At 63.0% G+C, this 14,358-nt stretch carries 16 protein-coding genes; 9 read left to right on the plus strand and 7 right to left on the minus strand.

Annotation, left to right across the window (positions count from 1 at the left end; all coding sequences use genetic code 11):
• The first annotated feature begins 80 nt into the window (after positions 1–80).
• Together N8H22_RS05755 and N8H22_RS05760 are read left to right on the plus strand one after the other, a co-directional pair.
• Positions 81–611, plus strand: coding sequence for a ferritin-like domain-containing protein (locus N8H22_RS05755; protein WP_264589655.1), 531 nt, complete (start codon positions 81–83; stop codon positions 609–611).
• Positions 612–740: 129 nt separating this feature from the next.
• On the plus strand, positions 741–1,019 hold the full coding sequence (locus N8H22_RS05760; protein ID WP_264589656.1) for a DUF2061 domain-containing protein: 279 nt from the start codon (positions 741–743) through the stop codon (positions 1,017–1,019).
• Between the two features lie 26 nt (positions 1,020–1,045).
• Here N8H22_RS05760 and N8H22_RS05765 read toward each other — a convergent pair whose 3' ends face one another.
• Entirely contained in the window at positions 1,046–1,321 is a 276-nt protein-coding gene (locus tag N8H22_RS05765) for a DUF1652 domain-containing protein (protein WP_264589657.1), read from the minus strand.
• A 297-nt stretch (positions 1,322–1,618) separates the two neighbouring features.
• Here N8H22_RS05765 and N8H22_RS05770 point away from each other — a divergent pair, with 297 nt between their 5' ends.
• Genes N8H22_RS05770 through N8H22_RS05780 form a run of 3 tightly spaced genes read left to right on the plus strand, consistent with a single transcriptional unit; the run spans position 1,619 to position 5,103 of the window.
• Positions 1,619–1,915, plus strand: a complete 297-nt coding sequence (locus N8H22_RS05770; RefSeq protein ID WP_264589658.1) for a hypothetical protein — start codon at positions 1,619–1,621, stop codon at positions 1,913–1,915.
• Between the two features lie 28 nt (positions 1,916–1,943).
• Positions 1,944–4,484, plus strand: coding sequence for a DNA ligase D (gene ligD, locus N8H22_RS05775; protein ID WP_264589659.1), 2,541 nt, complete (start codon positions 1,944–1,946; stop codon positions 4,482–4,484).
• Between the two features lie 52 nt (positions 4,485–4,536).
• Complete coding sequence (locus N8H22_RS05780; RefSeq protein WP_264589660.1) at positions 4,537–5,103, plus strand: HPF/RaiA family ribosome-associated protein; 567 nt, start codon at positions 4,537–4,539, stop codon at positions 5,101–5,103.
• A 75-nt stretch (positions 5,104–5,178) separates the two neighbouring features.
• Here the strand turns inward: N8H22_RS05780 and N8H22_RS05785 are convergent, their stop codons facing one another.
• Together N8H22_RS05785 and N8H22_RS05790 are read right to left on the minus strand one after the other, a co-directional pair.
• A complete protein-coding gene (locus N8H22_RS05785; RefSeq protein ID WP_264589661.1) occupies positions 5,179–5,415 on the minus strand; it encodes a DUF2790 domain-containing protein in 237 nt (78 codons plus the stop codon).
• A 284-nt stretch (positions 5,416–5,699) separates the two neighbouring features.
• On the minus strand, positions 5,700–6,635 hold the full coding sequence (locus N8H22_RS05790; protein WP_264589662.1) for a LysR family transcriptional regulator: 936 nt from the start codon (positions 6,633–6,635) through the stop codon (positions 5,700–5,702).
• 194 nt (positions 6,636–6,829) lie between these two features.
• On the opposite strand from N8H22_RS05790, the gene N8H22_RS05795 reads away from it, so the two are divergent.
• Positions 6,830–7,162 carry a YnfA family protein gene (locus N8H22_RS05795; RefSeq protein ID WP_264589663.1) on the plus strand — a complete coding sequence of 111 codons (333 nt, stop codon included), beginning with the start codon at positions 6,830–6,832 and terminating at the stop codon, positions 7,160–7,162.
• Here N8H22_RS05795 and N8H22_RS05800 read toward each other — a convergent pair.
• From N8H22_RS05800 to N8H22_RS05815, 4 genes are read right to left on the minus strand one after another with little or no spacing between them, the layout of a single operon-like run.
• Entirely contained in the window at positions 7,134–8,612 is a 1,479-nt protein-coding gene (locus N8H22_RS05800) for an efflux transporter outer membrane subunit (RefSeq protein WP_264589664.1), read from the minus strand. The two genes, N8H22_RS05795 and N8H22_RS05800, sit on opposite strands and share 29 nt — an antisense overlap.
• Positions 8,609–9,511 (minus strand): HlyD family secretion protein, encoded by a 903-nt coding sequence (locus tag N8H22_RS05805; protein ID WP_264589665.1) that lies wholly within the window; start codon positions 9,509–9,511, stop codon positions 8,609–8,611. The genes N8H22_RS05800 and N8H22_RS05805 overlap by 4 nt, the downstream gene beginning before the upstream one ends.
• A gap of 3 nt (positions 9,512–9,514) precedes the next feature.
• Positions 9,515–9,718, minus strand: coding sequence for a DUF1656 domain-containing protein (locus N8H22_RS05810; protein ID WP_264589666.1), 204 nt, complete (start codon positions 9,716–9,718; stop codon positions 9,515–9,517).
• Entirely contained in the window at positions 9,715–11,781 is a 2,067-nt protein-coding gene (locus N8H22_RS05815) for an FUSC family protein (RefSeq protein ID WP_264589667.1), read from the minus strand. The genes N8H22_RS05810 and N8H22_RS05815 overlap by 4 nt, the downstream gene beginning before the upstream one ends.
• Positions 11,782–11,940: 159 nt before the next feature.
• Between N8H22_RS05815 and N8H22_RS05820 the strand changes: the two genes are divergently transcribed.
• From N8H22_RS05820 to N8H22_RS05830, 3 genes are all read left to right on the plus strand, one after another.
• On the plus strand, positions 11,941–12,849 hold the full coding sequence (locus tag N8H22_RS05820; protein ID WP_264589668.1) for a helix-turn-helix domain-containing protein: 909 nt from the start codon (positions 11,941–11,943) through the stop codon (positions 12,847–12,849).
• A gap of 744 nt (positions 12,850–13,593) precedes the next feature.
• Complete coding sequence (locus tag N8H22_RS05825; protein ID WP_264589669.1) at positions 13,594–14,133, plus strand: rhodanese-like domain-containing protein; 540 nt, start codon at positions 13,594–13,596, stop codon at positions 14,131–14,133.
• Positions 14,134–14,166: 33 nt separating this feature from the next.
• Positions 14,167–14,355: a DUF2892 domain-containing protein gene (locus tag N8H22_RS05830; RefSeq protein WP_264589670.1), complete on the plus strand. Its 189-nt coding sequence runs from the start codon at positions 14,167–14,169 to the stop codon at positions 14,353–14,355.
• Positions 14,356–14,358: the final 3 nt, after the last annotated feature.

The raw sequence follows: 14,358 nt of genomic DNA on the forward strand, positions 1-14,358 counted from the left end.
GGAACTCCGCCGCAGGCTTGCTTTTCACACCTTGCAGGCGGGCCAGCGAGCCCAAACCACCTCTGACAGGAGATTTCCCAATGCAAAGTGCACAGACTGGCCACGATGTCCGTACCGAACGCCTGATCGAATGGCTGCGTGATGCCCATGCGATGGAGGCGCAGGCTGAAACCATGCTGAAGAAGCAGGCGAGTCGCATCGAGCACTATCCCAAGCTGAAGGCGCGCATCGAGCAACACATCGTCGAGACCCAGAACCAATCGAAGCTGATCGAGGAGTGCCTGCAGCGGCATGACAAGTCCTACTCGGGTTTGAAGGACCTCGGCGGCAAGATGATGGCGATGGGGCAGGCGATGGGCGGCATGATGGTCAGCGATGAGATCGTCAAGGGCGCCCAGATGGGTTACGTATTCGAGAATCTGGAGATCGCTTCCTACAAGATCCTAATTGCCGCCGCGGAGGCGGTGGGTGACAGCCAGACCAAGGCCGTGTGCGAGCGGATCCTGGTCGAGGAAATCGCGATGGCCGACTGGCTGCGCGACCATCTGGCAGAACTCACCCAGGCCTACCTGACGCGCGCCGCCGAGCCGCATGTCGAGGCCAAGCGCTAAGCGCGCGGGCCATTCGCCAGGCTGGAAAAGGATTCAGGCGGGCTGTGATCGCGTCCGCCTGTTCCGGCATCACCATTTCTCGTACAGCCGTCCGTAAGGGTGCGACGACCGTACGTAATGGAACCTTCGATGAAGCCCAGACCGCTACTGAAAACCCTGACCTTCGCCATTCTCCACTTCATCACCGCATTTACCGTGGTGTATGCGCTCACCGGCAATTTCGCCATCAGCGGTGCCGCAGCACTGATCGAGCCGCTGCTCAACACGGTGGTGTTCTATCTGCATGAGCGGGCGTGGGGTCGCTTCGGCCGGCAGACGGCGGAGCAGAGCCATAGCTATGGCCACGACGTTTTTTTGAAGTATCTGGCCCGTGGCAAGGGCGCCACGCGTGACAGCGGCGTACGCTGATCGCCGACCGGCGCGACGCAGGCGAATCAGTCGATAGCGCTGGCCGTCGCGCGTTCAGCCGGCATTTCACTGCGCGTAACCACCATCTCGATGCGCAGCTCCTGAGCCAGACGTACCAGATTGGCGGCGTCGCGGCACTGATCATGCGTCACACCGAGTACGGTCAGTTCCTCATGATCGCTCTGCTCGCCGTAGACGCGCACGCTGAGACCGCTGGATTCGGCGCGACACTCGCAACGATAAGGCTGCAGGTAGTCGTGCAGGATCGCTTCGATCTTGAACAGGGGAAGTCGCGAGTCCATAAATCCTCCTATGCGGGAGGTTAAGAAGCGTTGGATGTGCCGAGGCGCATCGTCGTTGGTGCCGACCACTGAAGAACCGTAGCAGCCACTCGCCGGATGTAAATCACCATCCGGCACCTTTTGGCGCGCGGCACCGAGAGTCGGCTGAATCCGGCATCCCCAGCCCCTGCCTTTCATCGGTGAGCCTGGCTGGCCCGGCGATCCGTACTGCTGAACTCATATCAGCCCGGGATGACAAAACTGAGTAGGTAGCGGCGCGTGTCCCAGCACAGCGTCATAAAGAGCGGAGGACAAACAGTGAGCAGATTGGCCCTGACATTCGCCCTGAGCGGGCTGCTGGCAATGCCGGCATTCGCCCAGTATCCGGCTGGTACTGCTGGCGACGACCGTGGCTCGCCACCCAGCAGCATGGGCAATCCGACACCCCAGGAGGAAGTGAAGACGCACACGGATGAGCAAGGTCGTACCGTCACCGAGGACGGCCGCCCTGTCGCCAATCCGCAGCGCCACGAGGACGGCTCGACCGACTCGACGCGGCATGCCGACCCAGGCGGCCCCAAGGACTCATCCACTGACGCCGGTAAGCTGGAATAGGCGGCGATTCGACTTCGGAGCGCCGCTCATGGCCCTCGATGAGTACAAGCGCAAGCGCGATTTCACCGCAACGCCGGAGCCGGCAGACAGTGCCTCCAGCGCGCGACGTGAGTGGCAAGCGCTGGAGTTTTGCATCCAGAAGCACGATGCCTCGCGCCTGCACTACGATTTCCGTCTGGAGCTGGACGGTACGCTGAAGAGCTGGGCCATCCCCAAGGGCCCGAGTCTGGACCCGCAGGTACGTCGGTTGGCGGTGCATGTCGAAGACCATCCGCTGGATTACGCCAGTTTCGAGGGACATATCCCCGAAGGCCATTACGGCGCGGGTGACGTAATCGTCTGGGACCGTGGTGTGTGGATACCGGAAGGCGATCCTGCCGAGGGCTACCGCAACGGCAAGCTCAAATTCAGCCTCGCTGGCGAGAAGCTCGGCGGCAGCTGGAATCTGGTACGCACACAGATGAAGGGCAAGCAGGAGCAGTGGTTTCTGATCAAAGGCAGGGACGAGGCGGCCCGCGCCCAGAGCGAGTTCGACGTGGTCAGCGCCGAGCCTGACAGTGTGCTTAGCGAGCGCACGCTGATACCACGCAAGCGCGGCAGCACGGTACCGCCGTCGAGCAAGCGGTCTGCGCCACGACGCCAGCACAGACAGGCGGGTGACGCTTTGCTGGAAGGTGCTCATCCCGCAGCGCTGCCCAAGATCCTGAAGCCGCAGCTGGCGACGCTCGTCGAGGCGGTGCCCGATGGCGATTGGCGCTACGAGATCAAATTCGACGGCTATCGCATCCTTGCGCGCATCGAGGCGGGCGAGGTGCGGCTTTTCACCCGCAACGGCCACGACTGGACCGCGAAGATGCCACAACAGGCGGCGGCGCTGGCGGCGCTGAACATCGATTGTGCCTGGCTGGATGGTGAAGTGGTGGTGCCGAACGAGGAGGGCACGCCGGATTTCCAGGCCCTGCAGAATGCGTTCGAGGCCGGGCGCAGCGGCAACATTCTCTATTACCTGTTCGACGTCCCTTATCTCAATGGCATGGATCTGCGACAGGTCCCGCTGGAACAACGCCGGACCGCGCTGCGACGCGTTCTTGAGGGCAACGGCAGCGAGCTGCTGCGCTTTTCCGAAGATTTCACCGAGCAGCCTGACAGCATTCTGGAAAGCGCCTGCCAGATGAAACTCGAAGGCCTGATCGGCAAGCGCGCCGGCAGTCATTACGCTGGCAAGCGCAGCAGCAGCTGGGTGAAGATCAAGTGCAAGAACCGCCAGGAGTTCATCATCGTCGGCTATACCCAGCCCAAGGGCTCGCGTAGCGGCTTTGGCGCGCTGCTGCTTGGCTTGCATGACGACGCCGGTGCGCTGCGCTACGCCGGCAAGGTCGGCACCGGCTTCAGCCAGGCCACCCTGACCAGCCTGCACAAGCAGCTGAAGGCACTGCACAGTGAACGATGCCCGCTGGAACAGACACCTCCAGCGGCTGACGTGCGGGGCGCACAGTGGTTGCAACCGCAGCTGATGTGCGAAGTCGGCTATGCCGAGATGACCCGTCAAGGCGTGGTGCGCCACGCGGTGTTCCACGGCCTGCGCTCGGACAAGCCGGCCAAGGCGATCACCCGCGAGCGCGCCAAACCACTAACCGGTGGAACGAAAGCCACGCGAGGGAAGCTGAAGAGCGATCCGGTAGCCGGCGGCCGAATCAGGATTTCCAACCCCGAGCGGATCATCGACCCGGGCAGCGGCACGACCAAGCTGGAACTGGCGCGTTTCTATGCGGAGGTCGCACCCTGGGCCTTACCGCATCTGCAAGCCCGGCCGCTGGCGCTGGTCCGCGCGCCGGAGGGCATCACCGGCGAGCTGTTTTTCCAGAAGCACGCGGACAAGCTGAGCATCCCGCACATCACCCAGCTCGACCGCGAGCTCTATCCGCAACATGCGCCACTGCTGGTGATCGACTCGGTCGAGGCGCTGGTCGGCGCCGCGCAGATGGGCACCATCGAGCTGCACAGCTGGAACGCACTGGCGCCGGACCTGACCCACCCGGATCGTTTCGTGCTCGATCTCGACCCGGACCCGGCACTGCCATGGAAACGCATGGTGGAAGCCACCCAGCTAACCCAGACCTTGCTCGACGAGATCGGCCTGAACTCCTACCTCAAGACCAGCGGCGGCAAGGGCATGCACATCGTCGTGCCTCTGCGGCCAAAGCAGGGCTGGAAAGAGGTGAAAGCGTTCAGCCAGGCGATAGCGCGGTATCTGGCCAAGCTGCTGCCTGACCATTTCTCCGCGACCAGCGGGCCGAAGAACCGCATTGGGCGCATCTTCATCGACTATCTACGCAACAGCCAGGGCGCCAGTACCGTCAATGTCTATTCGGTGCGTGCGCGCGAAGGACTGCCGGTGTCGGTGCCGATCCACCGTGCCGAGCTCGGCGAGATCAAGGGCGCCAATGCCTGGAGTGTGCGCAACCTGCTGCCGCGCCTGCAGGAACTGGGCGACGACGATCCCTGGGCGGGCATCGGCGCCTGCGAACAGAGCATTACGTCAGAGATGCGCGAACGCCTGGGCCTCTGAGCGCATCGGCCGGGCGCGTGTGCCTACCATTTTTGATCCGCGAGGTATCGCCATGGACAAGCCGTTGCACATCGACTTCCAGCAGATGGGCCCTTCGCCCGCTCTCGAGACCCAGATCCGTGAGCATTGCGCCGAGCTTGAACAGCGCTGCCAGGACATCATCGGCTGTACCGTCGGGGTGACTGCCATGCAACAGGCCGAACAGCACGGCAAACGCTACAAGGTGGAGGTTCGTCTGACCCTGGCCGACGGTGAGATCCACTCCGATCGGGCTGATCAGCCACCGCAGCCCCACGCCGATCCGTACGTGGCGATCCGCGACAGTTTCGAGGCGGTGCGCTGGCAGCTCGATGAATACGCCCACCGATCATGCGGCGATTTGGCGACTGAAGCGCTGCATCATCAGGGGCTGGTGATCGAGCTGGATGCAGCGGGCGACGGCGGCAGGATCGAGACCACCGATGGCCGGCAGCTGGTCTTTCGACACCACAGCGTGCTGAACGATGCTTTTGGCGCGCTGCAGATCGGCGACGAGGTGCGCTTCGCGGAAGAGCTCGGTGAGCAGGGCCCGATGGCGACTAGGGTGCAGCGGGTCGGCGATCAGCATCCGCAACGCTAGGGCAGAGTCATGTGCGACGGAGCGCGCTAACAAAGAAGCAGCGGGGCGCGGGCGCGTCAGCCGCTGCTGTCCGAGTCAGAAGTTGCCGCACTCGGTCCCTTGGCGCAGGTAGGTGGTGACGTGGGTTTCACCCTTGGAATCGATGTAGGTCATCTTCGCCTCGACCACCTCGCAGCCGCCCTGTGGCACCTCTAGTGAAACCAGCTTGGCAATGTCGAGCTTGTCCCCGTACTCATAGGGAACCGCCTGGGTTTGCGCGTTGGCGACCTGGGCGCAGAGTGCCAGACTGGCGATGCAAAACAGCTTGTTCATATCGGACCTCCACACGAAGTGCTTGGCGGTGCGACATGGCCTGGCCAGGTGGGACCGCGCAAGGCTGGTGCGATGCGGCGCACCAGCGGAATAAAAAGGGCCGCCACGAGGACAAGCGGCCCGGAGAGGGGCCTGCCGGCTGCCATGATCGAAGGAGCACCCGATCTGGCGTCCGGCTCAGCGGTGGAGGGGCCTACCGCTGGGGCCACCGGTGAAGATTACGGCGACGGCGCACCGGGAAAAAGCGCGTCTGCCGTCAAGCACTCTTACCGATCAGGTAACAATCAGGACCAGTACGCCGAATTCCCGATGACCTGATGATAGCGGTCGAACGCCTTGGGCAATTCCAGCTTGAGGAAGTCCAGCCAGGTCTTGGTCTTCGCATCGAGAAAGCGCCGTGACGGGTAGAGCGCGTAGATGCTTTTTTCCTGCAGGCGAAAGCGCGGCAACAATCGCACCAGGGTCCGACGCTGCAAGGCCGGTGCGGCCACGTAGTCGGGCAACAGGCAGATCCCCATGCCGGCTTCGGCGGCGCTGGCCATGGCTTCGGCCACGTTGACCTTGAAGGTGTCGCCGGGGTGGAACAGAAAATCGCCGTCGTCGCTGCTGAACTCCCACGTGTCGGCACAGACCGGGTCGACCAGCCGCAGGCAGCGGTGCTGTTCCAGGTCCTGGGGCTGGCTCGGAACGCCATGCTGGTCGAGGTAACTCGGCGCTGCACAGACGACGTTGAATACCGTGCCAAGATTCTGTGCGATGAGTTCGGAGTCGGGCAGTTCGCGGGAGAGGGTAATGACCACGTCCAGTTCCTCTTCCAGCAAGCCCGGCTGCCGTTGCGACAACATGAGTTCGAGTCGCACCTCGGGATACAGCTGGTTGTAGCGGCTTGCCAGGGTGGCGAGCAACTGGATACCCAGCCCGGTAGTGGAATGCACGCGCAGGCGCCCACGTGGTTTCTGGTGTGCGCCGCAGGCTTCCAGCTGGGCCTGTTCGAGCTGTGCAAGGATCTGCCGGCATTGTTCGAGAAAGCGTGCGCCGGCCTCGGTCAGTGCCAGGCGGCGCGTGGTGCGGTGTAGCAAGCGTGCCTGCAACTGGTTTTCCAGGTCGGAAACCAGGCGCGAAACCTGCGCCGTCGAGGTCGCCGCTTGCGTCGCCGCGGCGGTGAAGCTGCCGGCATCGACCACCCGCACGAACATTTGCATTGCCTGCAGCATATCCATTGATTGTTACCCCTGATGCAACTCGTACGGCCGATGATGCCTGCTTATCGTTAGGAGATGACAGAGCAGTGCAGAGCCCGATTGCCGATACGATCGCGCAGCTCATCACTTGACCTAGGCCAGCCTCAGGTCAGACTGCCCTGTCCGTGCGGCGTCAACTTCATCGACGTCCCCAGCACCATTGAGGTCTTGTTGTGGAACTGCTGCGCCTCGGTTGTCTGTTTGCCGTAACCGCACTGGCTGAAATCCTGGGCTGCTATCTCCCCTGGCTGGTGCTCAAGCAACATAAAAGCTCCCTGCTGCTCGTCCCTGCGGCGCTTTCATTGGCGCTGTTCGCCTGGCTGCTGACGCTGCATCCCACAGCGGCAGGGCGCACGTATGCGGCCTACGGTGGCATGTATATCGCGGTTGCGTTGCTCTGGCTGCGCCTGGTCGATGGCGTCGCGCTGACGCGCTGGGATGTCGCTGGAGCCGCCATCGCTCTGACCGGAATGGCGGTTATTGCCTTGCAGCCCGTTGCTCGCTGAGCCGTTCATCACTACGCGGTTGTCCGGCGATGGTCATCCAGCCGCCGCCGAGAGCGAGGAACAGGTCCACTTGATCCTGCGAGAGCTGGGCCTCGGAGGCCGCGAGGGCGGCTTCGCTGGTGGCCAGGGTCCGTTCCGCGTCCAGGCTGTCGAGGTAGGCGAGGCGGCCTTCCTGATAAAGCGTGCGGTTGTACTCGGCCGCCGCCTTCGCGGCATCGCGTGACGCCCGCAGGGCGCGGTTGCGTTGCAGGTCATGTGCATAACGACTGAGCAATGTTTGGGTTTCGCGCAAGGCGTCGAGCACCACGCCGTCGAAACGCGCGAGCGCGGCATCGGCGCCTGCCTCGGTGGCGCGCACACGAGCGCGGTCGACCTGAGTCGGGAAATGCCAGGCGATATGCGGGCCGAACGCCCAGCGACGGGTTATCGGGTCGCCCATGTGTTCGAGCATGCCGGTGTAACCGGCGCTGGCACCGAGACTGACCTCTGGATACATCATTGCGGTCGCGACTCCTATGTCGGCGGTAGCCGCGGCGAGTTGGCGCTCGGCGGCGCGGATATCCGGCCGCCGCTTGAGCAGCGCGGCGCCGTCGCCCACCGGAATCGGCTGACTCAGCTGCGGCGCATGCTCGCAGGCAGCGACAGGCGACGGCAGGTCGCCGGGTGTGCGGCCGAGCAGGGCGGCGAGCCGGTAGAGCGCGGCCGCTTTCTTCGTCTCGAATGGCGGCAGCTCGGCCTGCAACGCTTGCGTCTGGGCTTGCGCGCGAGAGACGTCTACCTGGTTGCCGCGCCCTCCGGCGAGCAGGCGCTCGGCCACATCGAGCTGGCGACGCTGGATCGACAGCGAATGCTCGGCGATGTGCAGTTCCTCGGTGGCATGGCAGGCCTGCACATAGTTGCGCACCACTTGGGCGACCAGCGTGAGGCGGGCCGCATCGAGCGCGGCCTGGCTAGCCTCGGCATTGGCTGCCGCCGATTCGGTGGCACGCTGCAGTTTGCCGAGCAGGTCGAGCTGGTAGCCGACGGTAAGACCGGCGTCGGCAAGATTCATCACCGGTAGTTTCTCGTGCAGCGCCAGCGCCTCGCTGGACAGCTGGCCACGGGCAAGCGAGCCGCTGCCGCCAATCTCGACTTCCTGAGCGTGATGGGCCATCTGGTAGCCCTCGTAGGCGCGCCGCAGGTTGTGGTACGCGACGCGCACATCGGTGTTGCCGGCCAGCGCGGCGTTAACCAGCTGATTGAGCAGGGGGTCGTCATACAGCCGCCACCAGCCGTCTGGCAGGAGCGGTGCCGCAGAGACTTCGAGGTTGCCAGCAAGATCGAACGGCGCCTGCGCCTTCTCACGCGTGATTGCCGCCTCGTCGGGCAGTCGGTAATCCGGGCCGACCGCAGAGCAGGCGGCGAGGGCGGTGCACAGCGCTAGCAGGGCGCAACGGGAAGTGCGGCTCATTGGATCGCCGGCTCCGCGCCATGATTGTCCGGCCAGGGCAGTACCGAGAGCGTCGCGGTGCGGCCGATCACCAGCCGGATGTCAGTCTGCTGATCCGCGTCCAGCATCACGCGCACCGGTATCCGTTGCGCCAGTCGCACCCAGTTGAAGCTCGGGTCGATATTGGGCAGCAGCGAGGTGCCGCGCGCGCGGTCGCGGTCCTCGATACCGGCGGCGATGCTCTGCACGTGACCGCGCAGGTGTTGTGCTTCGCCCATGATGCGGATGTCCACCGGCTGGCCGATCTCGATGGCGTGCAACTTGGTTTCCTCGAAATAGCCTTCGACGCGCAGCGAATCGGTGTCGACGATCGACAGCACTGGCGTGCCGGTTTTCACGTAATCACCGACACGCATGGTCTGGTCGCTGAGGTAGCCATCCACCGGGCTGAGCACGGTGGTCCGCTTGAGGTCCAGTCGTGCCACGCCGAGTGCCGCCTCGGCGGTGGCCAGCGCGGCTTCGGCGCGCTTGACCTGGGTGTCGCCGATCTCCACGGTTTCCGCCGCGATCAAGTCCTTCAGCACGCGGTTGCGCCTGGCTTCGCGGCGCGCCTGCTCCAGCTGTGCACGGCGTTCCTGTACGGCGGCCAGGGATTCGTCGACGGCCAGCTCGAAGCGCGCCTGATCGATCACGAACAGCACCTGGCCGCGGCTGACCTTCTGGTTGTCACGCACGTGCAGTTCGGTCACCAGCCCGGACACATCCGGTGCCACCTGGATGATGTCGGCGTGTACGTGGCCATCGCGGGTCCACGGTGCTTCCATGTAGTAGTCCCACAGGTGCATGCAGACGATGGCGGCGAAGGCTACGGCCAGCAGGGTCAACATTACCGAGCCGGCGGCGGGTATCCAGTTCTTCACGATTTACATCCGGGGTACTAGGTTGAACAGGGCGCCGAGCACGAGGATGTACAGGGCGAGATTGAACAGCGGTGGGTGCCAGACCCAGCGGTAGAAGCCCAGCCGTTGCAGCAACGCGGCAAGCAGGCTTTTCAGGCCGTAGGCGGCGAGCATCGCGATCAGTAGCACGGGCACGTAGACGCCATAGATATTCAGATGGCCGGTCATGCGCAGACTCCTGCTGGATCGTGCCCTGCGGATGACCGCAATTGCGCCAACGGTGCGGACACACTGGCTGGCGCGTCGGGATACAGCGCCAGACGCAGGCCGTGCAGCGCCTGTGCCGCCTTTTGCGCGATGCGGGTGGGGTTGGTTTGCAGCTGGAGCAGGGCGGCTTCCAGCGCCTGTTGCAAAGGCTGTGGCGCTGGCAGTTGACGATGCGCCTTGGCACAGGTGCGAAAGTGCTCATGAATCATGCCGAGCACTGCTTGTACGGGGCGGTCGTCCACGGCTGACAAATGCAGCTCGCGCAGTTCAAGCAGGCGAAAGCAGATGCGCAGTTCCCGCGCAGCATCATTCAGTGCCAGGCGGTCGTCGCCCAGTTGGGTCAGGCGCGGCAGTAGCTGGGCGGTGCGGTCGACGAAGTTCGAGGCGATGTCTGCATAGTTATGTTTGCGTCGCGTGACTGCCAGCTCGGCCAGGCTTACCCAGCCATGCCGCGCCAGCCGTCGCGCGGCCCGGTGCGCTCCGAACGGGCGGGTCAGGCGCGCCCAGACCAACGCGAATACCACGCCAAGCGCGGTGGACAAAGCGATATCGGCGAACAGCTGGAAGTCTGCGCGGTAGCTGTCCTGGATGGTGATGTTGGAGATCGTCTGCACCGCTACGACGATCACCGTGCCTGCGTGTTGCGGACGTCCGGCGAGGGTGCCAAGCAGTAGCAGGGGTACGGCGAGCAGGGTGGCCAGGCTGCCGAAGTCGTGCACATTGGGCATCAGGGCGAAGAGGTAGATACCGGCTGCTACCGAGGAAATCACCGTGGCGTTCAGAAAGGATTTGATGAACGGTGCCGGGTTGTCCTGGCTGGCAAAGAAACAGCCCGCGACCGCCGCGATGAATACGCCGCTGTAGCCATGCTCCCAGCCGGAAACGAACCACAGCATGCTCAGGCAGAACACCGACAACGCCACCGATGCCGCGGAGAATGCCAGCAGACCGTAGTCATAGTGGCGTGGCCCGCCAACCAGTTGCTGCACGTGATAACGCAGCGTGGGCGTAGCGTCGGTATGACCGGCGCGGAACTGTCGGTGCAGCGTGAGGCAGTCCTGCCACAGGTCGATCAACGCGCGTAGCTGACGCAAGCCGCTGTCGATCGCCAGTGCATGCTCGGGATGGGTGTCGCTGAGCCAGGCCGTCAGCTGCAAACTGCGCTGGCGCAGCAGCTCGGCGTGGCTGGCCGATTCATCGTCCTGAATCCAGCGATCGACGTCTTGCAGGTGTTCCTCCAGCTCCGGCAGCAGGCCGTGCAGTTCGTGCTGCAAACGGTGCAAGGAATCCGCGGCAGCGATCAGCTGCGGCATCAGCATGGCCATGCGCGCGCGGAACTCGCGTGCATGTGTCGCCGCCAGGTGACTGCTGCTGTCGTAGTTCAGGTGGTTGATCATGCCGTCCAGGCCCATCACATCGACCAGCAGCGTGTTCAGTGCACGCTGATCGGCCTCGCCCAGGTGACGGGCATTGAGCATGCGGCTGACCGCAGCACGGCCGTCGCGCAGGAGCAGATTCATCTTCGCGCCCAACGTCGGTGCGATACGACTGGGAAACAGCACCGCGTTGACCACGCTGGCGCAGACGATGCCGAGCAGAATCTCCTCGGAGCGCGACAGTGCGACATCGAAGATCGTCGACGGATGATTGACCTCGGCCAGGCTGATCAATGGCACGGTATAGGCGGCGAGCAGGAAGATGTAGCTGCGCGGCGAACGGTCGAGCAGTGAAAGAAAGAGCAGGGCGCCGATCCACAGCGACATCACCAGGCTCAGCATCAGCGGTTGTTGCGCGAACAGCGGCAGCAGAACCACCGAAGCCGCGGCGCCGAGCAGGGTACCGAGAGCGCGGTAGATGGCCTTGGAGCGGGTCGCCCCGGAGAGCGGATGCGAGACCACGTAAACCGACGCCATGGCCCAGTAGGGATTGTCCAGTGGGATCGCCAGGGCGATGTAGAGCGCAAGCAGGGCAGCAGTCAGCGCTTTGGCCGAAAACAGCCATTCGCGCCAGGTTGGCATATTCATAGAGTTCTATTTCTGGGGCGTGGCCAAGGCGGGAGAGTTGCAGCGCAGCACGCGGGAAACACTAGTCGTTACATTTAACGGCAAACAGGTGTGACAAATTGAACAAGGGCTAGGACAATCGGTGCATTTTCGTGGGCGCCGCCGGAACGGATCGCAAGCATGAACAAACGCATTCCCAACTACGCCTTGTACGGCCAGGCCGCGTTACCGGCATGGCAGGATCTGTTGCATCTGGAGTGGATCGGCGACCGTGGCGACCTGCACCTGCGCGCCATCAAGCCGCATCAGCATGATTCGCTGCTGCAGGTCGTCTACGTGCGCAGCGGTCAGGGTGAGGTGTCGCTGGAGAACAGCCGCATGGCCTTTCATGCGCCATGCCTGATCCTGTTGCCGCAGCGCACCGTGCATGCCTTTCGCTACAGCGTCGATACCGACGGACCGGTCATTACGGCGGCACAGCGGCCGCTAGAGTCGATGGCGAGAATTCTGTCCAGCGATCTGCTGGCACTGATGCAGCGTCCGGCAGTGGTTCCCTTGCCGTGGGAAGCGGACGGTTCCGAACCGATCTGGCCGCTGATCCAGCTGATCCAGGCTGAGGCGCAGAGTCATGCGCGTGGCAACGTAGCCGCCGGGCATGCGCTGTTAATCGCCTTGCTGGTGCAGATCACTCGGTTGGCGCAGCCTGCGATGGCGGCCAGGCCGGTCAACGGGCGGCGATCGGCACTACTGGCGCAATTTCGCGAACTGGTTGACGTGCACTTCAGGCAGCACTGGCCGCTCGGACTTTATGCCGAGGCCCTTGGGATCACTGCAACGACGCTAGGTCGAGCCTGCCGCGAAGAGCTCGGTGAATCGCCAACCGCGGTCATCAACGCGCGGATCGTTCGCGAAGCGCAGCGGCAGCTGGCATACACAGCGCTGGACATTCAGCAGGTCGCTCGCGAACTCGGATTCGCCGATGCAGCGTATTTCAGCCGTTTTTTCCGCAAACAGGCGGGCCTCAAGCCCAGCGAGTTCCGCGCGGCGTTTCGGCATTCCGGAACGGACGAAGTAAACGCGAAAGGCTGATGGTGCGATCCAGGGCAATGAAACCCTTGGGCTGACATTCCAATGTCGTAGGCGGGTTGAGACGGATCGTCGGAGCCATAGGTTCGCATAATCTATATTATGTTAAATAAACGATATCGAGACGGCACAGTGAACTCCCTGGGTGCTTATGCCGGCTGGACTGAGCACTGTGCTGTTCCGCTGTCCTGCTTCACGCTGCTGGTAACCATCCGCTTTGATCACTGCGTTCGCACATCAATCGACCTAACCAGCTGCGACGTCGCGCCAATCTGGCGATCACCGCTCTCCCTGCATGTCCTTGTGTTGCCTTTGGTTGTGTCAGCCGCGCTGTAATGGCGGACACGCAGCTCCGGGCGCTGACAGTTCGCCGAGTAATCCACGCCTGCCGAACCATGAAGAACAACTGAGACCGTGCTGATTGGCAGTTCGGATGTGTTTCTCCGCTAGGAACGGTCCGGTGTACGGCGGCGTTGCTTGTCGCGCTTCTCCGCCAACTACCTGCGCATGGTGCTAAACCTAAAAATGCGGATACGTCGTAGCTACGGCTGCTGACCTTGTTGCCTACCTTTGCGCAGCGCTCCTGATAGGTAGCTGTTACTTCCATCCGCCTTGTATTTTTATACCCCCAGGGGTATAAAAATCAAAAGGAGCGGAAATTGAATCCGAGCTGTAACAGGTCTGGCTCGTGAATCGAAGTCATACATTCCGCGCTTGTTCATGACTATGGATTGAAGGAGAAAGCGGATGAAACGTTTGTTGCTTGCCGGCGTACTGAGCCTTTTTACATACGGTGCCCAGGCAGTAGAGCTCGGTGTGACGGCTCAAGAGGTTTACACCCGGGTACAGCAGAGCGACGCGAAGCTGCTCTTCGTCGATGTTCGCGATCCGGTGGAGATCATGTTCGTCGGCTTTACTGACTCCGCGCATGTGAATGTGCCCTACCTGCTGGTCGACCGCGGTATCTGGGACGATCAGCGCGGTACTTACAAGGTCGCGCAGAATCCGAATTTCGTTGCCGAGATTCGCGCCGAGCTGACAAAACGAGGGCTCGACGAGAACACCGAGATCATCACCATGTGCCGCTCCGGTAGCGAGCGCGGCAAACCCAGCGCGGATTTCCTGCGTGTCAATGGCTTCCCTAATGCCCGTTACGTTATCGATGGCTTCCAGGGTTCCGCAATCAAGGAAGGCCCGCAGGCCGGCTTCCGGTTGCAGAACGGCTGGCAGAACTCCGGGCTGCCATGGTCCCCGAAAATGAACGCGGAAAAAATGTATCGCCCGTAACGCTCACATACCCAATCGAAGAGGCAGCAAATCATGCAAAAGAACATTGGCGGTATCGACAAGATCGCCCGCATCGTAATCGGTATTGGGCTGATCGCATGGGCCGTGCTTGGCGGGCCGGTCTGGGCCTGGATCGGCGTGTTGCCGTTGGTCACCGGATTGCTCGGCTGGTGCCCGGCCTACTCCCTGCTCGGCATCAAGACCTGCCCGCTGAAGAAGTAGCGT

The sequence above is a fragment of the Stutzerimonas sp. S1 genome (genome assembly GCF_025966695.1).
Classification (GTDB): Bacteria; Pseudomonadota; Gammaproteobacteria; order Pseudomonadales; family Pseudomonadaceae; genus Stutzerimonas.